Genomic DNA, 26,460 nt, shown 5'->3' on the forward strand with positions numbered 1-26,460 from the left:
TTAAATCGCTTTCATTGGATTATTTTACTATTGTTATTTTAAAACCCATTCTTATTCAAGTCCACTCATTTATTCTAAGGTTGACTTCAAACCAATTTCCAGTTTATATTGGTTGCATATTCCTCAATCAAAGGAGAGATTTTTAATGTCGGTGAATGTTCTTAACTAACCAAGTTTCATATTCAGGAGTTTGGCCTTTCATTGCGCTTGTGCCCACATGGCATACGTGTATTTCATGATGCGCCAGATCCCTGTACTTAGTTAAGAACAGCGGATATCATAAATCGCCTCCGGGATTGTCATTGTCCGGGTCTATTTCCGCGCTGATTTCAGCGCGGATTTTTTAATATAGACCTGTAGCGGACTTTGCTTTCCCATATATTTAGGGCGGAGAATGACGTTTGTTCATTCTCCGCCCTTTTTGCGTTTTCCAGGAATATGTTTCGCGTGTCAACTGCAATCCCAATTCAAATTCAAGGAGAGATTACGCATGAATGAGAACACATTAAACAGTCTAGGTTATCCACAAATTCAAAAAAATGTTGCAGACTGCGCCCTGTCTTATCTGGGCAAACGTTATGCCAGAGAACTAAAACCGATGGTAGATGCTCGCCTGATCCAGCTGCGCCTGGAAGAAACAGCAGAAGCGGCTGCGTTGATTCGTTTCGGGGCCAGTATCCCCCTCCCTTCACTCGACGGAATGGAAACGATTATGGATCTGCTTGGCACCGGTTATCTATTCAGTGAACGTGACTTCAGTCATCTTGCTCAGTTCCTGCGGAGCTGTGCACAACTCATGAAGTACATGGAGGGCAAACCTGACGCCGCTCCCACCGTTAGTCGCTATGCAGCATCCATGATTCTGATCGAACCTTTGCTGCGTGAGATCGAGCGCTGCATCCATAGTGGACGCATTCAGGATCAAGCAAGCAAAGAGCTGACTCGTATTCGCAAAAAAATGACGGTGAATGAGGAGCGTATGAAACGAAAGCTTGATTCTCTGGTGAGTAAACATCGTTCCATTATGCAGGAGCATGTCATCAGCCAACGCGGAGGAAGAACCGTTCTGCCCATTAAGAAAGAGTTCCGCAAACAGGTGAAAGGCAGTGTGCTGGATGAATCCGGAAGCGGGCAAACCGTATATATTGAACCTGTTGAGTTAGTAAGTCTGCAGATGGAATTGGCCGCTCTACAAGCGGAGGAGTCCCGAGAGGAGATGAGAATTCTCGGTGATTTAACCTCTCTGGCCGAATCGTATAATCGTGAAATCGCACTGAACACCGAAACGGTTGGTGTATTGGACTTCCTGTTTGCCAAAGCCAAATATGCGGCCACCATGGACGGACGTACCGTTCGAGTCAATACACAGGGCCATATCAGCCTTCAACGTGCACGACATCCGTTCATGGGTTCTTCCATGGTTCCGCTTGATTTCGCCATTGGCAGGACGTATTCTTCGCTCATTATTACGGGCCCGAATACCGGGGGTAAAACGGTCGCACTCAAAACCCTTGGTTTGTTAACCTTGATGATGCAATCCGGTTTGCTTATTCCGGTAGAGGAAGGTGGCGAGATGGCTGTTTATACCGAGGTAGCGGTTGATATTGGTGACGGGCAGAGTCTGGAACAGGCACTCAGTACATTCTCTGCACACATTCGCAATATGATTGGCATACTGGAGCAGGCCAATACGTCAACTCTGGTGCTTATTGATGAGATGGCTTCCGGCACAGATCCCGGTGAAGGTGTTGGACTGTCCATTGCCATGCTGGAGGAATTGCACAGCCGAGGAGCAACCGTTGTGGCGACAACCCATTTTGGTGAAATCAAACATTTTGCTGCGGCCACGCCAGGATTCGAAAATGCCCGTATGGAATTTGACACTGTTACTCTCCAGCCGCTGTATCGATTGCGTATCGGAGAAGCTGGTGAGAGCTATGCTTATTCCATCGCATTAAAGCTGGGCATGCCACAGCGAATTATCGAGCGTTCCAAGTCCCTGTCAGATCAAAGTATTTCAAGAGATCGTACAATGGTGTTCACGTCACCTCCTATGGAAACTCCGATCCTGACGCCGGAGCGTTCCGCTAAGGAGGCAGACGACCCGACAGAGTTATCCAAGCGGAATCAGTTGAATCAGACGAAGCAATCCAAAAATTCAATCGGTCTCCACAAACAGAGAACAACCAGAGAGTCGAATTCTCTTGCTCCTGCCAAAACGTTTCGCAAAGGGGATCGGGTGTATGCGGCCTATCTGAATCAGTCGGGAATCGTATGTGATGTGGAGGATAGCCGTGGAAATATCGGGGTCATGCTACGTGGACGCAAAGTCAAAATCCATAAAAAACGCCTGACCCTGCATATATCTGCCGATGAGTTATATCCGGGTGACGATTATGATCTGGACATTGTGCTGGAGACAAAAGAAAACCGCAAGAAACGCAAATTAATGGGACGTAAACATGTGGAAGGCCTGCAGATTGAACTACCGCCTGAAGAATGAATAACCCCTGGGAGAAACAGATGTGGTGGTAAACCGGAAGTCATATATACACAGTGAATTCCATAATCACTGACGCATTTCTGTTATACTGGGAGCAGTATGTTCAACTTCAGCTCGTAGCTATTCCACAGGGAGGGAAGAACTGTATGTCTGCAGAACAAGACGATCAAGAGCACATCCCTATCGATGTTCTTGTCTGCCCATTATGCGGTGAAGCTAATCGCTGTTCTTATGCCGCAGGACATCCTCATTCGGAATGCTGGTGTAACCGGGCTACTTTCCCGGAGGGTGTATTTGACCGCATTCCGGCAGAACAGCGCCGAAAATCGTGTATATGTCAGCGCTGTTTGGATGACTATGCCGATAAACATCAACCAAAAGAAGAGCCACACAGTTAACAACTGTATGGCTCTTCTTCATTATGCCTAATCTATATTGTTAGCTGGCTACCGCTGCTCTTACATTTGGTTATACTGGGCAACAGCCTGTTCAAGCACCGGATGATGCTCATCCATCGACGTGTAATGGTGGAGCGCAGCTGTAATTCCCTTTTGGCGTATCATGTCCTGTAGTTCCACTGCTTCCGGATCATCGGAGACATCGAACTTGCAGGCTGCTGCCATGCCCATAGCCAGATAGATCGTTTCGGTTCCATCCGCATATGCCTGAAGGGCAGGGCGAACCAGACGATCATTCGGAGACAATTTGCGCAGCGGGGAACGACCAACACGAGTAACCTCATCAGTGAGATACGGGTTGACGAACCGTCCCAATATTTTGACAATATACTGCTCATGCTCTTCCGGGTTGAATGCAAAACGCTTCACCAATACTTTTCCGGTTTCCTGCAAAGCACCGTATACAATCAATTTCACTTTCTCGTCGGCAATAGCCTTCTGAATCGTGTCATACCCGTGTACATGACCGATATATGCTGCAACGCAGTGTCCTGTATTCACCGTGAACAGCTTCCGTTCGATATACGGCTCCAGATCATCAACATATAGAATGCCCTCAACCGGTTTGAATGCCGGGGCCATCTGGGAACGATCCACCACCCACTCGTAAAAAGGCTCCACCTGTACATGCAGAGGATCTTCATGATGCTGGATAGGCACGATCCGGTCTACGGCCGAATCTGGAAAATACACATACTGATCCGCAAGGGAACGTGTCTCATCATTGAGCAGAGCATATACATGCTCTTTCAATTGTGTACTGGCTCCAATGGCGTTCTCGCAAGCAATAATGTGAAGAGGGTTAAGTGCAGGACCGGAATTCAGTCTTTTTTCAAGTCCCTTCGCAATACCTGGTGCAATATGTTTCAGTACACCCACGCCCACTGCGGTTGTGATCAGATCAGCTTCCACAACGGTTTGGGCAACCGACTCCAGTTGGGTTCCATCAATTGCATTTACGCCTGTCACGGTCTCCTGATCCTTGCTCTCGTTAGCCAATTCCACCGTATACTGACCTCGTTGCTGGAGAGTGGTTACCAATGTCTGATTCACGTCTGAAAAAATCACCTCATACCCTGCCCGGGAGAGGATTAATCCGATAAAACCGCGTCCAATGTTACCTGCGCCAAAGTGTAGGGCCTTCATAGCTCCATTTCACTTTCCAGAATAGCGATAACTTCTTCGGCTGTTTTCGCGAGACGCAGGGCCTCCATGTTCTCATCCTCAGCACAGATCACCGCAATGCTAGTCAAGATCTCCATATGTTCCCCGCCTTGAGCCGCGATACCAATGACCATATAAGCCTTCTCATCGCCAAAATCAACACCCTGTGGATACTGAATAACGGAGATGCCTGTGGATAAAATGAATGCTTTGGATTCCTTCGTGCCGTGCGGAATCGCAAGTCCGTTCCCTACATAGGTTGAGACAATCTCTTCACGTTCAATCATCTTCTCAATGTAATCAGCGGTAATATGTCCCGCATCCTTCAGAATCTGTCCTGCCATACGAATCGCTTCGTACTTGTCCTGAGCCGTCGCATTCATGATGACTTTATCTGTTGTTAACATACTCATAGTGGTTGACCTCCAATTTCGGTTTTACTGCGATAGAATCCAACGAGTTCCTGGGAAAGGTAATGAATGAGTTCATCCCTGATTCCCTTTTCCAGCAATGTAATCATTTCTTCCTGCAATAACAGGGCACTAATCTCACTGAGAACCTCCAGGCTTTCCTTGGATAATTCTCTCGGACCGAGCATCAAAAGAACATGGGTAACTCCTGCCGGATCATCCGGCGTACGAAGAAGTGGCTCCGTGAGCTGAAACAGACTGATAGACGGCCTGTATATCCCCTCACTTCGTGTATGAAACAGTGCAAGTCTTGTGCCGGGAATCTTCTGACTCCCCACTGCTTCACGTGCCTCCAGCCGTTTTGCGATCTCCTCTGGCTCCTTCAACACGCCCGTTCCATGGAGTACGTTGCACATCGCATACACCGTTTTATAGAACCCGATATCCTGATTATCCAGCGGGTACACCTGAAACTTGCCGATAATTCGGACGATTTCAACTAAAATAGCTTCCATTCCATCAGGGTCTGAGTAACGACTTGTTGTCTGAACCTCTGCTTCACGGGGCTTATTATGCTGTCGTTGTAACGTTGTTGTTCGGATAAAATGACGCAGACGTTCGCTCTCTTCTGCCGTAAGCAGTGGACTCACTTTGTAATACTGATGCTCATCCATCGGCAGATCGACCGTCGATAACACCAGATCATACTGATCTGTAGGTATCCGGGCAGCTTCATACCAGGACACGCTATCCATGATTCGAATCTCGGGAATCTCCTTGGACAATCGGCTGGATAGCATGCGCGATGATCCAATTCCGCTTGTACACACGATGATCGCCCTGATCTCCCGTTTCAATGTACGCAACCTCTCGATGGAAGCCCCAAAGTGCATGACCAAGAAACCAATTTCCTCATCCGGAACATCTGTGCCTGGCCAAGCTTGCCCAACAGATTGTTTGACCTCTTCGAACAGGGAGTCATAATCTTTGCGAATCTGCTGCAGTAGCGGATTACGTATCATCTGTTGCCCTTCAATTCGCTCCATTACAGGTTGCATATGACCAAGCAGACCTTCACGAAGCAATCGATCCTCATGAAAGGTGTAATGCGTTCTTGCCTGCATCTGATCAATCAGTGAATGTACCCTGTCCAGTAAAATCAAGTCGTCGATTGGCAACAGCCGCGAAGAGTGAATTCGCTGCTCTGTCTCAACTAATAATCTGTGAAAATAAGCTTGCTCATCTTGGGAGAATGTCAGCCCCAGTTGAGTGGATAACACACCGCATAAGCGGGAAGCCATATAAGGTGGAACCTTCATCTCATCCTGCTCTGCAGTTGCATCTTCCATGTTCTCTCGCGGAGAAATACGGCCAATGCCAAAGCCTTTACGAATACGTACAACTGCGACGGATAATTGAATCAGCAGCTTCATGTATTGGCGTTCCGGGATGTTCTCCAGCCATTCGATATCTGGTTGCCATAACGCATTTTCGATCGTAAGCACATCACCGTGTCCAATCATATCCAGCAATTTTTGGTTTACGATGGAGCCACCTTGTTCAGTTTGTCTTCCGAACAGGTCGGATTCATCCAGAAATTCCAAAGCAAGTGCAGCTATGGCTGTGCGATGAATCGTCTCACTCCCGTTAATCTTGACGCCATATCCACGTCTGCGAACCAGCTTCAGTCCCGCCTGACGAATCCGTGACTCCAGATCATCCAGATCTGTGGTTACGGTGGATACGGTCACTTTCAAATCCGAAGCCAGAGCGAGTAACTTCACAGGCTCCGCTTCATCAAGCAGGATGCAAAGCATGAAGAGCTTACGCTCTTCCGGCGTAAACTCTACATATTCTTTACCCTCCAGTTGCTGGCGCAATACAGCCAGATCATCGGAACTGGCATCAATTCGGATACCGGTTCCTGATTTTTTTTCCAGCCTCATGCCCAAAGGTTCAAGCCATTGTTCAATCATTTGCAGCTCCCGGTGAACCGTTCGGGTACTAACCTTTACTTCAACGGCAATTTCACCGGCAGTGACTTCATGTGGATGCTCCAGCAGAAACTCCACGATTTCACGTTGTCTTTTGGTAATACTCATATCTCAGCCTCCGGCTCAGGGAAAACGATTGCGCGCAATTACTTCAGACGTTCAACAAGCGCATCGTATTCCGGGCTTTTTAGGAAGTTGTCGATGGATATATGTTCTGCGTTCGGCGCAACGGAGCGGGCACGATCGGTTAATATTTGTTGTGTGATTACCACATCTGCATCCGGCGGGATATCACTGATGGCCGTGTTGGTCACCGTAACGTCAATCCCCTCTGCCTTCATCTTCTTGCGGAGAATGGAAGCACCCATGGCACTCGACCCCATGCCTGCATCACAGGAGAAGACAATCTTCTTCACATCTGTTTTCACTGTAGAAGAAGCCTTATCTGAAGCTCTGTCTGCTTCACGATGATTATTAGCCGTAATGCCTGCGTTTGGCACGGTTCCTTGACTCTTCATGTCTTTCATCCGACTGGATGCGGACTCCAAATCTTCGTCCTTTTGTTTACCCGTTTTCAGCAACACTGCTGCAATCAAGAATGAAACGACTGCTGCTACAAGCACCCCTGCGAGCATTGGCAGGTATCCACCTTTTGGTGTTAACAGGAAATACGCGATAATACTACCCGGTGATGGTGCCGAAACAAGTCCTGCTCCGGTGAGCATGAATGTTAATGTACCTGCGACGCCACCCGCGATTGCGGCAAGAATCAGAATCGGTCTCATCAGAATATAAGGGAAGTAGATCTCATGAATTCCCCCGAAGAAATGAATGATAACAGCACCTGGTGCAGAAGATTTGGCCATTCCGCGTCCGAAGAAGCAGTAAGCAAGCAAGATACCAAGTCCCGGACCCGGGTTGGATTCAAGCATGTATAGAACAGATTGTCCTAATTCTCTTGCCTGATCTGTTGCAATTGGTGTCAGAATACCGTGGTTGATTGCATTGTTCAGGAACAATACTTTACCTGGTTCGATAATCAGGTTGACCAGCGGTAGCAAGCCCAGATTCATCAGACCTTGCACACCGGCAGACAATACTTTGCTAATCGCTTCTACAGCTGGCCCAATACCCAGTAGAGCAAAAATCCCCAAGATCCCGCCAATAATACCGGCTGAGAAGTTGTTAACCAGCATTTCGAATCCGGCTTTAACTTTACCTTCGATTGATTTATCGAACTTTTTAATGATCCATGCTGCCAGTGGTCCGGCAATCATGGCACCGAGGAACATCGGAATATCACTACCCACGATGACCCCGATGGTCATAATGGCACCTACGACACCACCACGCTGACCATGCACCATCGTACCCCCGGTGTAACCAATTAACAGTGGGAGCAAATATTTAATCATTGGATCGACTAACTGTGCTAGTGTCTCGTTAGGGAACCAGCCTGTTGGAATGAACATGGCCGTAATTAATCCCCAGGCGATGAACGCTCCCATATTCGGCATGACCATACCACTCAGGAATCGGCCAAAACGCTGCACACCTACCCGTAGCCCACCTTTGGAATTGGACGATTGGTCCAAATTACTCATTGTATTATCCTCCTTGGATCAAGTGATTATGACTTATGAAAGGGGTATCATTTCTCCCCTGCTGTAATCCTAAGCGAGAATGCTCTCCTGTTCAATGAAATGAAAGCGTACTTTCGTCATGAACAATGATGACAACATTAGGTTATGTAATCGTTTCAATCGATGCATAATGGCTGAAACCATTGGTACACAAGGCTTTTCCTGCCTATGACTTTTGTCATTTCCAGCATCATTTTCTAACCTATAGCTTGGTCCAATCAGGTGATTTACATCCCTAATCTGCCTCGATCCCTATTCAAAACTATTCCTCGAAAGCACAAAAAACCTGTGCAAGCATCCGGCTCACACAGGTCGAAACAATATGAAGCTTATTTCATTTTTTTATAAAGTATATGTTAATAAGTACAAGCTCGTTGACCCTATTCTTCCGTATGTTTACGATACGCATCTGCATTCATCAATGCAGACAACGCTGCTGTCAGATCTCCCTCAACACGGATCTCAATCATCCAGCCTTCCTCGTAAGGAGAACTGTTCACAAGTTCAGGTGAGTCCTGCAACGAATCATTGACTGCAATAATTGAACCTGTGACGGGAGAGAACAAGTCCGACACCGTTTTGACCGATTCAATCGTTCCAATGCTGTCTTCTGCTTTTACATTGGATTCAAGGTCAGGCAATTCCACAAACACAATGTCACCCAGCTGATGCTGCGCGAACTCGGTAATGCCAATACGTACAGTATCCTCCCCTACGGTTTGCACCCATTCGTGCTCTTCACTGTACAGGAAATCACTTTTCAATTCGCTCATCGATATCCGCCTCGCTTTTCATTAATGAGTGCATGCGTTCTTTGACCTTAACCTTTTTCCCAGAACATAGCGTATGATATTTCGGATTCAAATGTCAAGATACCTCACAATTTATTTGATAACGGCCTCTCCAAACCGTAACCTAAATACACTCTTTCTACATATACTGGTGAAAACTAGAATAGTAAGCGCAGTCTTTTTAAATACACGAACAATATAATTTAAAATACAATAAATATTCGGTTTTAATTCAATATCAATGATATCGTTCTTGACATCAGTAGTGGATTCACGTTTTAATGAGGAGAGTAAATGTGTTTATTGGACTATGTTATACCCGCGGATGAATGTAAAGGGAGAGATTACCCGTGCCACCCGATTCGGGATGTACATGAGGTAACGCCGAAGGAGTAAACCACCGATAAGCGGGGGTGAATCTCTCAGGCAAAAGGACTTTTACGGGACGCAACTCTGGAGAGCATCTATTCGCCCTGTACGGGCGTTATGATCACCCAAGGGGAAACCTGTTGTACAATACAGCGGGGTAACTCTCAGGTACAAGGGACAGAGCCTTAGAATACAGCGTGCTACTTGGCATGCCGATTCTTTGGCCTGTCCTTTTCCTTTTTCCCAAAAAAACGAAAAACAGGATTTCAATCGGCGCTGCCATAGTTGCCTTACCATACTTATCTACGAATGACTTCTAGCTGAAAAATTAAAAAATACCCTGGTTCATTGATCCACGATTGCATATTCGGCCGTTTGACGGCCCATGACGAGGTGATTTGATGTCCGATTTGCTTAGAACACCACTCTTTCCCCTGTATCAGCAATACGAAGGCGTACGGTGCATTGATTTTGGAGGCTGGGAGCTTCCGGTGCAATTCAGCGGAATCCAGAAAGAACATGAAGCGGTGCGTGAGCGTGCTGGACTGTTTGATGTATCCCATATGGGCGAATTCACTGTACAGGGTGAGCAGGCTGAAGTTTTTTTGCAACAAATGACAACCAATGATGTAACCACGCTGGTTCCCGGTCAAGCCCAGTACACCCTGATGTGTTATCCAGATGGTGGTGTGGTGGATGATCTGCTCGTGTATAAGCTGGAAGATCAGCATTATATGCTCGTCGTTAACGCCTCCAATATCGACAAGGACTGGGCGTGGCTGCAAGAGCACTTGATCCCTGGCGTAAACATGACCAACGATTCGGAGCAGACGGCGCTACTCGCCCTGCAAGGTCCACTGGCTGTGGATATTATCGGAAAAGTTACCGAAACGGATGTATCCACGATTGAACCGTTTCGTTTTGTGCAGGATGCCGAAGTCTGTGGAGTAAAATTGCTGTTGTCCCGTACCGGTTATACCGGTGAAGATGGCTTTGAACTATATGTTCCTGCGGATCAGGCCGCTATGGTCTGGAATGGATTAATGCAGGCTGGAGAAGAGCACGGGCTGGTTCCCGCTGGACTTGGTGCAAGGGATACGCTGCGTTTTGAAGCCAAGCTGCCTCTGTATGGGCAGGAATTATCTGCAACGATCTCTCCGCTAGAAGCTGGCGTTGGTATGTTTGTGAAACTGAATGCTGGACCTTTTATCGGACACGAAGCCTTGTTACAGCAAAAAAATGACGGGCCCGCCCGTAAACTGGTCGGCATCGAAGTGCTGGAGCGCGGTATTCCTCGCCCCCACTATCCGATTTACGCCGAAGGCGTACAGATCGGTGAAGTGACAACAGGCACGCAATCACCTACATTGAAGCGTAATCTGGGGCTTGCCCTCATCGACAGCAAATACGCTGCGCTGGGAACCCCGCTTGAGATTGAGATCCGAGGGAAGAAACTGAAAGCCGAGGTCGTAAAGACCCCTTTTCATAAACGGACACGTACGTCAAAGACACTTACTCAAGGAGCTGATCAATCATGAGCAAGCACCGCTACATTCCCATGACAGAACAGGATCAGAGTGCCATGCTCGCAACCATCGGTGTGGATACGCTGGAGGAACTGTTTCAGGACATTCCAAAAGAGATTCGTTATCAGGGCGAGCTGCCCGTATCCTCCAAGCTTGATGAATATGCGCTGACACGGCACATGTCCAAACAAGCTGGTGCCAACGCCAATTTCGAAACACACGCCAGCTTCCTCGGCGCAGGCATATACGATCATCATGTTCCTTCCGTCATCAATCATGTCATTTCACGTTCCGAGTTCTACACTGCCTACACACCTTATCAGCCTGAGATCAGTCAAGGTGAACTACAGGCTATTTTCGAATTTCAATCCTACATTTGTGAATTAACCGGTATGGCTGTAGCCAATGCCAGTATGTATGACGGCGCAACCGCCTTTGCTGAAGCAGGTAATCTGGCCGCAGCGGCAACTCGTCGCAAACAGCTTATCGTATCCCGTACCGTTCATCCGGAAGCCCGTCAGGTATTGCAGGCGTATGCGCACGGACTCCGTCTGGAGATTGTCGAGATCGGTTATAAGGATGGGGTCACGGACTGGGATGCCCTGCAAGCCGCCATATCGGATGATACCGCAGCTGTCATGATCCAGAGCCCGAACTTCTTTGGTGCCGTGGAAAATGTAAAACAAGCGGCCGACCTCGTGCATGCGCACAAGGGCCTACTCGTTGTAAGTGCCAACCCGCTATCGCTGGGTCTGCTGGAAGCCCCAGGCAAGCTGGGTGCCGACATCGTTGTAGGTGATGCGCAGCCCCTTGGCATCGCCGCTTCACTCGGCGGCCCGACATGCGGATATTTCGCCGTATCCCAGCCTCACATGCGCCGAATTCCTGGCCGAATTGTAGGCCAGACAACGGATCGCAACGGCAAACGTGGATTTGTACTCACACTGCAAGCGCGTGAACAGCACATCCGCCGCGAAAAAGCGACATCCAACATCTGTTCCAACCAAGCTTTGCTTGCGCTCAGCGCATCTGTATATATGTCTATCATGGGTAAACAAGGCATGATCGATGTCGCGGATCTGAATCTGCAAAAGAGTCATTACACCTTAAATACATTAACTGCGATTCCCGGTGTTAGCCTGACGTTTAAGGCGCCAACATTTAATGAATTTGTGATTAAGCTGCCTGAAGGAACTGACATCGATGCCCTTCAACTAAAACTGCTGGATGCGGGCTTTATTGGCGGCTATGAACTTGGACGTGATTATCCGGAGCTTGCCGGACATATGCTTATTGCTGTTACCGAACGACGTAGCAAAGAAGAGATCGACGAATTCGCACGAGTATTGGAGGGATCGCTGTGACTCAGGAAACGACAACATCGATACAAGGACAATCTGAAATGGGTGCATCAGTATCCACTCCGGCTCAATCTGAGACAGCTACAACATTCAGCGCACAGACCTTATCTCCTGCTCCGGAACAATCATTGATCTTTGAACTCAGCAGCCCTGGACGTGTCGCTTATTCCCTGCCGGAATGTGACGTTCCTCGTCAGGCTGTTGATACGTTGATTCCCCGGGAAATGCTCCGTTCGGAAGCAGCAGCACTGCCAGAAGTATTTGAGGTAGATGTTATCAGACACTATACTGCGCTGTCCCGTCGCAACTTCGGCGTAGATAATGGATTTTATCCACTGGGCTCTTGTACAATGAAATACAATCCCAAGATTAATGAGGATGTTGCACGTTATAATGGTTTCGCCAAAATCCACCCTTATCAGCATGAATCCAGCATTCAAGGTGCACTTGAACTGTTATATACATTGCAAAATGACCTTGCGGGGCTGACAGGTATGGATGCGGTAACCCTACAACCAGCCGCTGGTGCCCATGGAGAATGGACTGGACTTATGATGATTCGTGCGTACCACGAAGGTCGTGGTGAACAACGTACCAAAGTCATCGTGCCCGATTCATCTCATGGCACCAACCCGGCAAGTGCAACCGTTGCAGGATTTGAGACCGTGACGATTCCATCCCGCGCAGATGGACTGGTTGATCTGGACGCACTCCGTGCAGCCGTTGGTACGGATACAGCAGCATTGATGCTGACGAACCCGAATACACTGGGTTTGTTCGAGAAAGACATTCAGGAGATTGCATCCATCGTACACCAAGCTGGTGGCTTGCTGTACTACGATGGCGCGAACTCCAATGCCATTATGGGCATTACCCGTCCGGGTGATATGGGCTTTGACGTGGTGCATCTGAACTTGCACAAAACGATGAGCACGCCTCATGGCGGTGGTGGACCTGGTGCCGGACCCGTCGGGGTGAAGAACCGTCTGATCCCGTTCCTGCCTAAACCGATGGTGATCAAGAATGATGATGGTGTGTATTCACTGGACCGTGAAGGAGATCAATCCATTGGCCGGGTCAAAGCGTATTATGGCAACTTCGGTATTTTGGTACGTGCCTATGCCTACATTCGCACCTATGGACCGGAAGGCTTACGCCGTGTATCTGAGTGTGCGGTAATGAATGCCAACTATATGATGGCCCGTCTCGCACCTTACTACGAGATTCCGTATTCAGGGGTATGTAAACATGAATTCGTCATGTCTGGTCGGGGATTGAAGCAGTATGGTGTGCGTACACTGGATGTTGCCAAACGATTACTTGATTTTGGATATCACCCGCCAACGGTTTACTTCCCGCTCAACGTTGAGGAATGCATCATGATCGAGCCGACGGAAACCGAAAGCAAAGAAACGCTGGATGGATTCATCGATACGATGATACGGATTGCCAAAGAAGCGGAAGAGACACCAGAGTTGGTACTCAACGCACCTTACGGAACACCGGTCACTCGTCTGGATGAAACAACAGCAGCTCGTAAACCTGTACTGAACTGCGCTTGCAGTTAATCCAATCATTGTTCTCACAGAAGCTCTTGCTGACATTCCAATCAGCAAGAGCTTTTCTAATGTCTTCCCTCCGAATCAGATTATCCCGCTCATAACAAAAAAAGCCGATATCCACAATGAATCGCGGATACCGGCAAAATTGCTGCACGACTGCAGCTTTTTATCGGAAAAAGAAACCCTTAAAATCGGGTGGAAACCCCGTAAAATTACATTATGCTTGAATGCTTTGAACCAATTCAACGACTTGTTCAGCCGTTTGCATATCCAGAGCTTTAGCAGCCAGTTCTTGCATATCCGCACGGGACAGCTTGGTGATCTGACTACGAGCTGGCAGAATGGATGTTGCGCTCATGCTGAACTCATCCAATCCAAGGCCGAGCAGCAATGGAATTGCTGTTTCGTCTCCTGCCATCTCACCGCACATGCCAACCCATTTGCCTTCACGATGCGCTGCATCGATAACCATTTTAACCAAACGCAAAATGGCTGGGTTGTAAGGTTGGTACAGATACGATACACGTTCGTTCATACGGTCTGCAGCCATAGTGTATTGAATCAGATCGTTCGTTCCGATACTGAAGAAATCCACTTCTTTGGCAAACTGATCCGCGAGAACTGCAGTCGAAGGAATTTCGACCATGATTCCGAGTTGAATGCTGTCAGAAACAGCAATACCTTCAGCAACCAGCTTCTCTTTCTCTTCGAGCAAGACAGCTTTTGCTTCACGGAATTCACCCAGTGTTGCGATCATTGGGAACATGACACGCAGGTTTCCATGTACGCTTGCCCGCAGCAATGCACGCAATTGTGTACGGAAGATATCCAGACGGTCCAGACACAGACGAACTGCGCGGAAACCGAGGAATGGATTCATTTCTTTTGGCAGATCCAGATATGGAAGTTCTTTGTCTCCACCGATGTCGAGTGTACGAACAACAACAGGTTTGCCTTCCATTTTTTCCAGTACCGCTTTGTAAGCATTATACTGAATGTCTTCGGAAGGAAGCTTGTCTCTACCCATGTACAGGAACTCGGTACGGTACAGGCCTACAGCCTCGCCGCCATTCTCCAGAACACCCGTTACATCATTTGGTGTACCGATATTGGCTGCAAGTTCAACATGAACGTTGTCCACGGTTACTGTTGGCTCATCACGCAGTTTTCTCCACTCTGCACGTTGTGCATCATACTGTTCCTGTTTGGTACGGTATTCAGCAATAACTTCATCAGTAGGGTTAACCAGTACGTGACCATCCAGACCATCAACAATGATCATATCGCCTTGTTTCGCTTGAGCCAAGATGTCCTTGGTTCCAACAACAGCTGGAATTTCAAGAGAGCGAGCCATGATTGCGGAGTGAGAAGTACGTCCACCAATGTTAGTTGCGAAACCTTTAACAAATTGGCGATTCAATTGAGCCGTATCGGAAGGCGTCAGATCCTCCGCAAGCACGATCACTTCTTCATTGATCTCAGCCGGACTCATGAAGTCGATACCAAGCAAGTGATTTAGCACACGTTTGGTAACGTCACGCATATCTGCTGCACGTTCCTGCAGGTAGGCACTCTTCATGTTCTCAAACATGGAGATAAATTGCGATGCCGTTTCATTCAAAGCATATTCTGCATTGATCATGTTATCAGCAATACTCGCTTTAACCGGATCAATCAATTCCGGGTCATTCAAAATGAGCAAATGCGAAGCAAAAATCTCTGCTTTTTTCTCGCCAAGCTCTTGTAAAGTACGCTCTTTGATCGCCTCAAGCTCAGCCTGGGACTTGCCCAGAGCTGAGTCGAGTTTTGCGATCTCTGCGTCAACGTCGTTAATTTGGCGTTTTTCTACAGAGTAGTCAGGATGCTCCAAGATAAACGCCTTGGCGATAGCAATACCCGCCGAAGCCGCGATCCCGGAGACATTAAGCATTAATTTCGCCCAACCCTTCGTTAACCATAACGTCAGTCAAAGCTTGAAGAGCTTCAGCTTCGCCTTCGCCTTCAACGATAATGCTGATGGTGTCGCCTTGTTCCAATCCGAGGGAAAGAACACCCAAGATGGATTTCAACGTTACTTTTTTACCGTTAGCTTCTGCAAAGGATTCTGCACCTTTGAATTTGTTTGCTGTATTAACCAGGGCTGTCGCCGGACGTGCGTGGATACCATCTTCGTCTGTAATTCTGAATGTTTGTTGCATTACAATCATCTCACTTTCAGTAGTTTGGTTTAGGCATTGCATATATTTACACTTGCTTGCCATCGTCGTAACACTTCTTATTTTATCTCAATGATTGGCTGATCGCCAACTTTGAGCACTCCACTCTTCTTCAGGGTTACCGTGGAGCCCTCTGGCAGGTTGGTGAAAATAACTGGCGAAATGATCGATGGAGCGTTTGCTTTCACATACTCCAGATCCACTTCCATAATCGGCTGACCCGCCGATACCAGATCACCTTCCTGTACCAGTACGTTAAAGCCTTGACCCTTCAGCTTCACCGTATTGACACCTATATGAACAAGCACTTCCTTGCCTCCGTCGGACATGATGCCCACGGCGTGTTTGCTTGGAAATACATTAAACACCTTACCATACACAGGAGAAGTTATTGTACCATCATGTGGCAAAATTGCGAATCCATCACCTGTCATTTTCTCAGCAAAGACTGGATCAGGTACATTCGTAATGTCCATCAACTCACCATTGACTGGCATGACGATGTCCTCAGCAACGATACGCTCGCCTTGCTCACCTTGTGCCTTCTCCTCTTCTGGAGTTGGTTTGGCTGCTACTGGCGTTGGTGCTGGTGTTCGTCCTGCAATGATATCCTGCATTTGAGATTTGATCGTGTCGGAACGTGTTCCGAAGATGGCTTGAACATTATTACCCACTTCAAGCACACCAGATGCACCCAATTGTTTCAAACGATCTTTTTTCACATTGGATTTCTCATTAACTTCAATCCGCAAACGAGTAATACAAGCGTCCAGATGTTTGATATTTTCCTTGCCACCGAAAGCTTCGAGAATATTATGGGGCAGATCATCCGTTGAACCGGAGCCTCCACCAGATTCGGTTTCAGGCGTTGCATCTTCACGTCCTGGTGTTTTGAGATTGAATTTGCGGATGATAAACCGGAAACCGAAGTAATAGATTACCGCAAGAATCAATCCGACAATAATAACGTCCCACCATGGTGTACGGTTTGGAATAATACCAAAGATCAGGAAGTCAATGAACCCACCGGAGAAGGTCATACCGATCTTCACACCCAGAATTTGCATGGTCATGAAAGACAAACCTGCAAAGATACAGTGTACTGCAAACAGGATTGGTGCTACAAACAGGAACGAGAATTCAAGTGGTTCTGTAATCCCTGTCAGGAACGAGGTCAGCGCAGCTGAACCCATGATACCTGCAACATACTTTTTGTGTTCCGGTCTTGCTTCATGGTACATCGCAAGAGCGGCCGCTGGCAAACCAAACATCATGAACGGGAATTTACCAACTTGGAATGTTCCCGCTGTGAGGTTAACACCATCACGCAATTGATTGAAGAAGATTTGCTGGTCACCACGAATGACATCTCCAGCTTTGTTCACATACTCACCGAATTCAAACCAGAATGGGGAGTAGAAAATGTGGTGAAGACCAAACGGAATTAATGACCGTTCCACGACACCGAAGATAAATGCCGACAACGTCGGGCTTGTATCGACCATGAAGTGAGACACAGCATTCAATCCATTTTGAATTGGTGGCCAGATAATCACCAGAACTAACCCCAACAAGAGGGAAACAACCGAAGTGACAATCGGAACAAAACGTTTACCTGCAAAGAAACCCAGGTAGGACGGCAGTTCAATTTTGAAAAATCGATTGTAACAGAGCGCGGCGGCAATACCTATGATAATACCTCCGAACACGCCTGTACTCAATGTTGGGATACCCAGAATGCTGGCATAACCAGGCACTTCGCCGATCATTGCTGGTGTAACCCCTACGGCTGTACCCAGTGTGACATTCATGACCAGATAACCGATGATGGCTGCAAGACCCGCAACCCCTTCGCCACCAGCCAATCCGACGGCTACACCGACGGCGAACAGCAATGCCAGATTGTCGAATACGATCTGCCCTGCGTTCATCATAATTGTTGCGATCGAGTTCACCCAAGGGGTGTCGAGCGCCGTTACATATTGCAAGAAATCTGGATTAACCAGCATGTTACCGATTCCAAGCAGCAATCCTGCCGCAGGTAGAATGGCTACAGGCAACATAAGAGCTTTACCTACTCTTTGCAATACACCAAAAAGCTTTTTAAACATCGCGTCGTATCTCCCTTTCGTCTAAGTTATATGTCGTGATGCAAGCAAGGAAACACAAAAAAAGGCATGAATTAATAAAGTGAACTGTGCCAACCTTCGGGTATAGCATACCCTGTATAAGGTAAGAACAATCACACTCAAATTAACTCATGCCTGATCGAGTCAGTAACACGTCGCTTATGTTTATTCAGTTGCTTGATTACGGAAATCATTGTAGCACCAGTTCTAATCTATTGCAAGCCTTTACACCAAAAAAATAAATTCCGCATTCTATCACTGGAATGATCTCACTTATTCTCTTCTTCCTTCCGTTGATTCAGCCGTTGCAGGTGAATGGTCAGATAGCCTACCTCCGCAGGATAAACAGGCAGATTCAATCTTTTCTCCATCACTTTGGTCAGTTTCCATGCAAGCGAGTACATTTCAGGATACTCCAACTTCAGCAGGGAATCCAACTTATGAAGCTCTTCCACTTTGTCGCCACGACGAACACGCTCAAGGGCGAAACGAAGATGAGTCAGCAAACGAGAGTAATCAAGCGATTCCGTTTCAAACGAATACTCGAGTTGATTGGACACCAGGTTCACCAAATCCGTGATCAATTGTGAATGTTCACGTACTTGGGATATATTTTGATTGGTCATTGCACTATAGATATGGAGCGCAACAAAACCAATCTCGTCCATCCCGAGATCTACACCCATTCTCTCTTTGATCAGACGAACCGCGTAATCTGCCATTCGATATTCTTCCGGATAAATCTCGCGAGTCTCATATAAAAATGGATTTTGTATGACAATACCCTGCTCTTTGCGTTTTAACGCGAAAGAAATGTGATCGGTTAATGCAATATGGATATGTTCATTCAGAGGAACATCTGTACGCTCTGCAATATACGTAATAACTTCGTTAATAATCTCGATCAGCGCTTCATCCACCTGTGGAAGAAGCTGTTTGTACTGCTCTTGCTCCTGCTGGTTTTTCAGAATAAACATTTTTTCCACAGCCATCAATGGAATGTGATCACTTGGTTTTCGGTTAAAGCCAATGCCTTTTCCAATAACAACGACTTCCCCGTGTTCAGGATGCTGTGCAATGATTACATTATTATTTAGCGCTTTATCTACATGCAGGCTGCTCATTGTTTGCACCTCTTTTTTCACACCATCTTAGGTGCGATTAAGTCACACCCTGTTACGAACGAAAAGACACCCGGAGCGGGCAATCCGCGCCGGACGTCTCGCTTAAAAAGTAACAAAAATTCGCCTTAAGGTCAATAGAGCAACCATGCAAGATTCGAAGTACTTCTTACTCGTCAACCCCAGCTCTCTCCACAATTTTGTCGATAATAGAAGGAGTTGTAACAGCCTCGCTCTGTTGAATGGCAACTGGAGCAGGTGTTTTGGACTTGGTAAGGCCTTTAATCAGCTGCTCTACATCGATGCCGGATACACTCTTCAGCATCTCTGGAGCCGTCGCCATAAGTTCGGTAACATAGTTACTCACTCGCGCTGCACCTTCACCTTTACCTGTATCTACCACCGTCAGTTTATCAATAGATGCAATTGGCTCTGCAATTTTGCCAGCCAGTTCAGGCAGCATTTTGACAATGATATCGAGTACAGCCGCTTCGCCAAACTTCTGGAACGCCTCGGCCAGTTTTTCCTTCGCTTCGGCTTCTGCAAGACCACGCAAACGAATAACTTCTGCATCCGCTGTACCTTTGGCAAGTTCTGCATCCGCCATGGCCTGACCTTCGAGTCGCTTCTGTTCAGCTGTTGCTTTGGCATGTGTTTCAATGGAATACTGCACAGCATCGGCTTCCCGCATTCTTTTGGCTTTATCCGCCTCGGCAGCCTGCTCCACCGCATAACGATCCGCTTCTGCCTTTTTCTTCACTTCAGCATCATATTGCTTCTCACGTACGACAATTTCTTTTTCCTGGAGATCGATCTCACGTTCTTTACGAACGAGTTCAACTTTCATTTCTTCTTCCACTACGGTTTGTCTAGCACGTGCTTCATGGATATGGTATGCCTGATCAGCTTCCGCTTTGGCTGTATCCTGATCCCGCTTAAATGTGGCTACTTTCAGTTCCTTCTCTTTGGCTGCCTCGGCGATATTGGTATCACGCAGCAACTCTGCTTTTTGACCCTGCTCTTCTGCATTGGCCTTTTGAATACGTGCATCACGCATCGCTTCCGCTTCGGCAATTTCTGCATCACGCTTCACAGCAGCAATTCTCGGTTTACCGAGGGCATCTAGGTAGCCCTGTTTATCACGTACATCCTTGATGGTAAATGAAACAATTTGCAGTCCCATTTTCTTCAGATCTCTAGCGGCTACGCCTTGAACCTCTTGCGCAAACCGATCCCGGTTCCGATATACTTCTTCTACCGTCATTGTACCGAGGATGGCCCGCAAATGCCCCTCCAGTACCTCCTGTGCTTCGCTTCTCAGCGCTTCTACAGGTTTACCGATGAATTGCTCAGCTGCCGTAGCAACGTCTTCTACAGCGCCTCCAACCTTGATAATAGCTACACCGTCAGCAATAACCGGAACCCCTTGCTCTGTGTACACTTCAGGTGTAGAGACATCCAGTTTGTGGGACAACAAAGAGATGAACTCCGATTGCTGGAACACGGGCAGGATAAATGCACCGCCACCACGAACAATTTTAATTTTTCGGCCAGAATCATCATCGGAGATGTTTTTGCTACCCAGAAATGATCCCGTAACGATCATCGCTTCATCCGGTCCAACCGTTTTGTATCTCGCCCAGAAAGCCAAGCCCAGAATCAGTATTACAGCAACCACAACTATAGGAATCAACAATACATCCCAATTCAAATTCAAACTTTCCATTCCACATCTCTCCCCTTATTCATTCATGATGAGTGCTTAAAACTACTTAGGTGACAAGAATACTTTATAAATCTTTAAGTACATTTTCATCCCATTCCGACACACGCAGTACGCCATCTACAACATCCACAACAACAACACGGGCTCCCGCCGCAATGGGGAGGTGTTCAAAACTGGATGCCGTTTGAATCGTACTGCCGGATGCAAAGCGGATCATGACTTCACCAAAACCTTTTTCCGGCACCGGAATGGTAATTTCCCCAATTTTCCCAGATAACTCTTTCATTGAAAATGCAATCGAGACATCGCTGTTACGCATCGGTTTGATATATGCGAAGAATACCAGCATGGCTGCAGCAATACCTATAAGCAGGGATAATATTAGACCCGACATCGCACTTAATGAACTGTAACGTGTCAGCATAATGCCTGCCCCACCGAAGGTTGTAATGGAACCAGCTAACACAACGGGTTTAAAAAAATCAAGACCTGGCATCTCAAAAGCCCCGTCCAGCAAGCCGTCAATCAAGTCACCCAGCACCAGGCTGACAACCGCAAATATGGCCCCTCCGATCAGACACCCCCAATAGATCGTCTCCATCCCCTGTTCCTCCTCTCTCTGCCGCAAATTCATCCTAACTGGGCATTCCACATGTAAATAAATACGTAGCTAACATCAAAATGTTTCAAAATCTTTCCTCAATTGTATTCTGGAGCCGATAATGGGTATTATCACGACATTCTTTACTTCATGCTTCAAGATCCTCCATCATTCGCGTACGCATCCAACACATAGAAAAACCGCAAGCCCCCATAAAGGAGACTTGCGGTTTTTGGACAACAGGATGTGTCCGTTCACTTGTATGTGATTATAGAATTACAGAGAAGCCTTGTAGATGGATACAACATCTTCCCGTTGCAGTTTCTTGAAGTTACCGAATGGACCAAACAACATAGCTTTATCAGCCATAACATCGATCTGGCTATCATCGATATCGTAATCAGCCAAACGGTTAGGGGCACCGATGGATGTCCAGAATTGGCTCAGCGCATCAATACCTTCTTCGGCAATCTGTCTGTCCGACTTGCCTTCAGGATTCACTTCGAATACATTAATTGCCAGACGTTTGAATCGATCCACATTGACATCCAGGTTATGTTTCATCCAGTGCGGGAACAAGATCGCCAGTCCGCCACCATGCGGGATATCATACACTGCGGATACCGCGTGTTCGATATTATGTGTTGCCCAGTCTCCTGCGAGACCCATATTCAGCACACCATTCAATGCCATCGTTCCGCAATACAGAATCGTTTCGCGCAGTTCATAGTTCTCCAGATCCTCAACCAGACGAGGTGCTGCTTCCATTACCGTACGCAGAATCGTTTCACAGAAACCGAGTTGAACCGGTGTGTTGGCATCCAGATGGAAGTAATGCTCCAATACGTGGGACATCATATCCACCATACCATATACCGTTTGGTCCAGTGGAACAGTGTATGTATTCACCGGATCCAGGATGGAGAATGCAGGGAATGAGTATGCACTACCCCAGCCCAACTTTTCTTGTGTATCCTGATTCGTAATAACCGAACCGGAGTTCATCTCTGAACCCGTTGCTGCCATCGTTAATACGGTACCAAGCGGAAGAGCGTCTTGTGCAACGGCTTTGCGCTGAGCAAAATCCCACATGTCGCCATCATATTTAGCACCTACAGCAATCGCTTTGGAGCAGTCCAGTACACTACCGCCACCTACAGCGAGAATCAGGTCAATGTTATTCGTTTTGCAAAGGTCTACCCCTTTATGCACTGTAGAAAGCCGTGGGTTAGGTTCAACGCCTGCCAGTTCAGTCACTTCTGCTCCAGCTTCCTTAAGCAATCCGATCACTTGATCGTACAGCCCACTGCGTTTGATACTGCCGCCACCATATACAAGCAGAACCCGTTTACCGTATTTCGGCACTTCTGTCTTTAATGCTTCCAGTTGTCCTTTACCGAATATCAAACGGGTTGGATTATAGAATTGGAATGATCTCATATCTATTGTCGCCTCCAATGGAGTTTAGAATTTTTTGTGCAACTCCAATTATAGTACCCCGTTTATAGAAAAACAAATCGATAGCCACTCACTTTATAACAATCCGTTAATCTCCAAATGTGCTCTAAACATCTCGCTCGTTGAAGGCAAATCCTCAGCGTCCACCCATGTTTCATGGGCCCATAACCCAGCCTGTTTGAATGCTCGCGGACAATGAATAAAGCACTCTTCCACATCCACAATGACAGCTGCACCTATGGTTTTACCACTCCATCCCATGCTCGCAATGAATTCTTCATCCTTGGTGATGGAAGCTGTACCATTGATACGCAGCACTTCATTCATTCCCGGAATCAGAAAGAGCATACCGATACCTGGGTCAGACAGAATGTTCAACAAGGAGTCTATCCTTCGATTGCCTGGGCGTTCTGGATAAACGAGTCGATATGTATCATACACTTTTACGAATCCTGCTCCATCGCCCCGTGGAGATACATCACTTTTACCATTATGATCGGACGTGGAGAGGAAAAATAATGGTGACATGGATAAAAAATTCTGAACATGTGAATCCACAAATGAAATTGCCTTATTACGCACATGTTCATGCGGTTCACCCACCATGCCTTGCAGTTCCTCAGCATCTGTAATCAACGTAATATCCAATGCCTGCTTTTCCAACATATTAACCCCATTTCCTCAATTCATTGTGGTACTCTAGGACTTCACTCCATTATAACTGGCTCGGAAGTTCATTCCAATGCACACAAATATCAAGAAAGACAAGAACACCCGCTCATGATTGGGCGGGTGTTCTTGGGTTATGTTAATTATGTTGATTCCTATTCCGTGTATCCCATGCTGCTTACAAAACGACGGAAAGCCTGGCGTCCTGCTTCATCATATTTGTAGACACCTGCATGTTCGAGAATCTCGGCAAATTTCAAGCCGACTTCCTGCTGTACGATGGAAATGGCTTGTTCTTTGTCCAGGTTAGGCCCAAATCGTTCAACCAACTCTTCGGCCCAGCCCAGATGTTTGTTCAACACATGATCAGAAGCTTTGGCTGCTTCAGCAAGTTTGGCATCTCCAGCGAGAATATCCGCGATACTGTCCAGCTCTTCCTTCAAACGGCCCGGCAGGATGGCAAGTCCCATCACTTCGATCAGACCAATGTTTTCTTTCTTCAGATGGTGCATTTCACGGTGAGGATGGAAAATCCCTTCAGGATGCACATCATTTGTGCGATTGTTACGCAAGACGAGATCCATCTCGTAGCCACCGTCTGCACTGCGGCGAACGATTGGTGTTACCGTATTGTGTGGTACCTGTTCACCGTCTACTTCACTGAATGCTTCGATATCCACAGCCGAATCACTGTAAACCTTCCACGCTTCATATACAGCGTTACCGGCTTCAAGCAGCTCTGCAGGATCGTGTGAAGCCAGACGCATGACGGACATTGGCCATTTCACAAGACTCAAAGTAAGTCCAGGTGCATCCGCATGGCGGAAGACTGCCTCTGGCTGTGCATTTTGAATGGCAAACGTATGACGTCCGCCCTGGAAATGGTCATGTGTCAGGATAGAACCGCCAACGATCGGTAGATCTGCATTAGACCCGATAAAGTAATGCGGGTACTCCCCAACAAAAGCAAGCAGCCTGCGCAGCGTATCTTTGGTCAGTTTCATCGGCACATGGTCATGATGGAAAATGATACAGTGCTCGTTGTAGTACACATATGGCGAGTACTGGAACAACCAAGGCTCGTTGTTAAGCTCCAGCGGAATGACTCTCAAATTCTGACGGGCTGGGTGATTTACTCGACCCGCATAGCCTACATTTTCACGACACAGTTGGCATTTTGGATATACCGGTGGCGGAAGCAATTTCGCCATGGCAATTTCCTTCGGGCTTTTCTCCGGCTTTGAGAGGTTAATGGTAATCTCCATCTCCCCATAAGCCGTATCCTGCGTCCAATAGACGTTCTTCGAGATGCGATCCATCCGAATGTAGTTGGAGTTAATCGACAAGTCATAAAATTGAGATGTCGCCGCCTCAATGCCTTCCGTCTGCTCGGTGTGGCGGAATGCGCGTACCACTTCCGATGGGCGTGCCATCAAATGACCCATGATTTTGGCATCCAGCAAATCACGGAACGTATCGCTATTTTCAGGAATGAGTCCAATGGTAAATCCATAATCGATCAACGTATCCAGCATCGCCTGTGGACCATCGGGCACTGTTGTGTCCAACTCGCCGGCATAAGGCTCCGAGAATCCGAATTGTTCCAGCAAGAGGTTGCGGCTGTAATCCCAATCCGCTTCCTCAATTAATTGTTTCTGCAAGGCAAATGCAACCAGACGTTCAATGGCATGCAGTGCTTCCTGCTGCTCCGGTGTCCGCTCTGTGGCACCTGCTGCAATATGAGTCTGTGACATAAGGTGTTCGCCTCCTAGTTTTTTCCGTAGCCGTCAGGACGTGATTGGTGCCAGCTCCAAGCGCTTTGAATGACATCTTCCAGATTGGTCCATTTTGGATTCCAGCCCAGAACGGATCTCGCTTTTGCAGATGAAGCTACTAGCACTGCCGGGTCACCCGCACGACGTGGTTCCTGTACCACCGGGATATCGAGGCCGGTCACTTTTTTAGCTGTTTCGATCACTTGTTTTACCGAGAATCCTGTGCCGTTACCCAGGTTAAACACGTTACTGTTCTCACCTTTACGCAGGTAATCCACTGCACGCAGATGTGCATCAGCCAAGTCGCTCACGTGGATGTAGTCACGGATACATGTTCCATCTTCGGTTGCATAGTCGTCACCAAATACTGCGATATGCGAGCGTTGTTTCAAAGCCGTTTGCAGTACGAGGGGGATCAGGTGACTCTCTGGCTGGTGATCTTCACCAATTTTGCCGCTCTCATGCGCACCGGCTGCATTGAAGTAACGCAGGGAAACGTACTTGATATCCTGAACTTTATCGAACCATGACATCATGCGTTCCATCATCAGTTTCGTTTCACCATATACGTTGGTCGGCTCTGTACGATCGCTTTCTTCGATTGGCACTTTCTCAGGCTCACCGTAGGTCGCTGCCGTGGAAGAGAAGACGATGCGACGTACATTTGCTGCATTCATCGCTTCCAACAGACACAGTGTACCAAACACGTTGTTGTCATAATATTTAACCGGGTCTTTCATACTTTCGCCTACGAGTGAGTTGGCTGCGAAGTGAATAACCGCATCAATTGAATTTTCAGCGAATAGCTTCGCCAGAATTTCTTTGTCACGAAGATCTCCTTCATACAATTTACCGCCCAGCAGCGCCTCACGATGCCCTGTCTGCAAGTTATCCAGTACGACAACCTCTTCTCCACGTTCCAACAAAGCCGCTACCGTATGAGATCCAATATACCCTGCTCCACCTGTCACCAAAATTGCCATT

At 47.3% G+C, this 26,460-nt stretch carries 20 protein-coding genes and 1 riboswitch; of the genes, 5 read left to right on the forward strand and 15 right to left on the reverse strand.

Going from position 1 to position 26,460, the window contains the following annotated elements; all coding sequences use genetic code 11:
* The first annotated feature begins 490 nt into the window (after positions 1 to 490).
* Together MKX40_RS23780 and MKX40_RS23785 are read left to right on the forward strand one after the other, a co-directional pair.
* A complete protein-coding gene (locus MKX40_RS23780; RefSeq protein WP_339236885.1) occupies positions 491 to 2,503 on the forward strand; it encodes a DNA mismatch repair protein MutS in 2,013 nt (670 codons plus the stop codon).
* Between the two features lie 146 nt (positions 2,504 to 2,649).
* The gene (locus MKX40_RS23785) at positions 2,650 to 2,901 is read left to right on the forward strand and encodes a cysteine-rich CWC family protein (protein ID WP_339236887.1); all 252 of its coding nucleotides are present in this window, start codon (positions 2,650 to 2,652) and stop codon (positions 2,899 to 2,901) included.
* A 60-nt stretch (positions 2,902 to 2,961) separates the two neighbouring features.
* On the opposite strand, the gene MKX40_RS23790 is transcribed toward MKX40_RS23785, so the two are convergent.
* The 5 genes from MKX40_RS23790 to gcvH form a co-directional block, all read right to left on the reverse strand.
* On the reverse strand, positions 2,962 to 4,107 hold the full coding sequence (locus MKX40_RS23790) for a mannitol-1-phosphate 5-dehydrogenase (RefSeq protein ID WP_339236889.1): 1,146 nt from the start codon (positions 4,105 to 4,107) through the stop codon (positions 2,962 to 2,964).
* Complete coding sequence (locus tag MKX40_RS23795) at positions 4,104 to 4,538, reverse strand: PTS sugar transporter subunit IIA (RefSeq protein WP_339236891.1); 435 nt, start codon at positions 4,536 to 4,538, stop codon at positions 4,104 to 4,106. Before MKX40_RS23795 ends, MKX40_RS23790 begins: the two co-directional genes overlap by 4 nt.
* The gene (locus MKX40_RS23800; protein ID WP_339236893.1) at positions 4,535 to 6,637 is read right to left on the reverse strand and encodes a BglG family transcription antiterminator; all 2,103 of its coding nucleotides are present in this window, start codon (positions 6,635 to 6,637) and stop codon (positions 4,535 to 4,537) included. The genes MKX40_RS23795 and MKX40_RS23800 overlap by 4 nt, the downstream gene beginning before the upstream one ends.
* A 38-nt stretch (positions 6,638 to 6,675) precedes the next feature.
* A complete protein-coding gene (locus MKX40_RS23805; protein ID WP_339236896.1) occupies positions 6,676 to 8,133 on the reverse strand; it encodes a PTS mannitol transporter subunit IICB in 1,458 nt (485 codons plus the stop codon).
* 419 nt (positions 8,134 to 8,552) lie between these two features.
* Positions 8,553 to 8,945, reverse strand: a complete 393-nt coding sequence (gcvH, locus tag MKX40_RS23810) for a glycine cleavage system protein GcvH (protein WP_339236898.1) — start codon at positions 8,943 to 8,945, stop codon at positions 8,553 to 8,555.
* A 343-nt stretch (positions 8,946 to 9,288) separates the two neighbouring features.
* A riboswitch (glycine riboswitch) is annotated at positions 9,289 to 9,411 on the forward strand.
* Positions 9,412 to 9,733: 322 nt separating this feature from the next.
* Between gcvH and gcvT the strand changes: the two genes are divergently transcribed.
* From gcvT to gcvPB, 3 genes are read left to right on the forward strand one after another with little or no spacing between them, the layout of a single operon-like run.
* Positions 9,734 to 10,870, forward strand: coding sequence for a glycine cleavage system aminomethyltransferase GcvT (gene gcvT / locus MKX40_RS23815; protein WP_339236900.1), 1,137 nt, complete (start codon positions 9,734 to 9,736; stop codon positions 10,868 to 10,870).
* Entirely contained in the window at positions 10,867 to 12,222 is a 1,356-nt protein-coding gene (gene gcvPA / locus MKX40_RS23820; protein WP_339236901.1) for an aminomethyl-transferring glycine dehydrogenase subunit GcvPA, read from the forward strand. Before gcvT ends, gcvPA begins: the two co-directional genes overlap by 4 nt.
* Positions 12,219 to 13,787 carry an aminomethyl-transferring glycine dehydrogenase subunit GcvPB gene (gcvPB, locus tag MKX40_RS23825; protein ID WP_339236903.1) on the forward strand — a complete coding sequence of 523 codons (1,569 nt, stop codon included), beginning with the start codon at positions 12,219 to 12,221 and terminating at the stop codon, positions 13,785 to 13,787. Before gcvPA ends, gcvPB begins: the two co-directional genes overlap by 4 nt.
* Positions 13,788 to 13,998: 211 nt before the next feature.
* Here the strand turns inward: gcvPB and ptsP are convergent, their stop codons facing one another.
* The 10 genes from ptsP to galE all read right to left on the reverse strand — a co-directional run bounded on the left by ptsP (position 13,999) and on the right by galE (position 26,459).
* Positions 13,999 to 15,711, reverse strand: coding sequence for a phosphoenolpyruvate--protein phosphotransferase (gene ptsP / locus MKX40_RS23830; RefSeq protein WP_339236905.1), 1,713 nt, complete (start codon positions 15,709 to 15,711; stop codon positions 13,999 to 14,001).
* On the reverse strand, positions 15,704 to 15,979 hold the full coding sequence (locus tag MKX40_RS23835; protein ID WP_036617010.1) for an HPr family phosphocarrier protein: 276 nt from the start codon (positions 15,977 to 15,979) through the stop codon (positions 15,704 to 15,706). The genes ptsP and MKX40_RS23835 overlap by 8 nt, the downstream gene beginning before the upstream one ends.
* A 77-nt stretch (positions 15,980 to 16,056) precedes the next feature.
* Positions 16,057 to 18,108: a glucose-specific PTS transporter subunit IIBC gene (gene ptsG, locus MKX40_RS23840; protein WP_253440114.1), complete on the reverse strand. Its 2,052-nt coding sequence runs from the start codon at positions 18,106 to 18,108 to the stop codon at positions 16,057 to 16,059.
* A 287-nt stretch (positions 18,109 to 18,395) separates the two neighbouring features.
* The gene (locus tag MKX40_RS23845) at positions 18,396 to 19,250 is read right to left on the reverse strand and encodes a PRD domain-containing protein (RefSeq protein WP_339236908.1); all 855 of its coding nucleotides are present in this window, start codon (positions 19,248 to 19,250) and stop codon (positions 18,396 to 18,398) included.
* 166 nt (positions 19,251 to 19,416) lie between these two features.
* The gene (locus tag MKX40_RS23850) at positions 19,417 to 20,973 is read right to left on the reverse strand and encodes a flotillin family protein (RefSeq protein ID WP_339236911.1); all 1,557 of its coding nucleotides are present in this window, start codon (positions 20,971 to 20,973) and stop codon (positions 19,417 to 19,419) included.
* 64 nt (positions 20,974 to 21,037) lie between these two features.
* Positions 21,038 to 21,574 carry a hypothetical protein gene (locus tag MKX40_RS23855; RefSeq protein WP_017686844.1) on the reverse strand — a complete coding sequence of 179 codons (537 nt, stop codon included), beginning with the start codon at positions 21,572 to 21,574 and terminating at the stop codon, positions 21,038 to 21,040.
* Between the two features lie 276 nt (positions 21,575 to 21,850).
* Positions 21,851 to 23,014 (reverse strand): iron-containing alcohol dehydrogenase, encoded by a 1,164-nt coding sequence (locus tag MKX40_RS23860; RefSeq protein ID WP_339236914.1) that lies wholly within the window; start codon positions 23,012 to 23,014, stop codon positions 21,851 to 21,853.
* A 93-nt stretch (positions 23,015 to 23,107) separates the two neighbouring features.
* Positions 23,108 to 23,698: an MSMEG_1061 family FMN-dependent PPOX-type flavoprotein gene (locus MKX40_RS23865; protein WP_339236916.1), complete on the reverse strand. Its 591-nt coding sequence runs from the start codon at positions 23,696 to 23,698 to the stop codon at positions 23,108 to 23,110.
* Positions 23,699 to 23,856: 158 nt separating this feature from the next.
* The gene (locus tag MKX40_RS23870; protein WP_339236918.1) at positions 23,857 to 25,455 is read right to left on the reverse strand and encodes a UDP-glucose--hexose-1-phosphate uridylyltransferase; all 1,599 of its coding nucleotides are present in this window, start codon (positions 25,453 to 25,455) and stop codon (positions 23,857 to 23,859) included.
* A gap of 14 nt (positions 25,456 to 25,469) precedes the next feature.
* On the reverse strand, positions 25,470 to 26,459 hold the full coding sequence (galE, locus tag MKX40_RS23875; RefSeq protein ID WP_091020409.1) for a UDP-glucose 4-epimerase GalE: 990 nt from the start codon (positions 26,457 to 26,459) through the stop codon (positions 25,470 to 25,472).
* Position 26,460: the final 1 nt, after the last annotated feature.

Origin of the sequence: Paenibacillus sp. FSL R5-0517 (assembly GCF_037974355.1) — a bacterium.
Lineage (GTDB): Bacteria > Bacillota > Bacilli > Paenibacillales > Paenibacillaceae > Paenibacillus.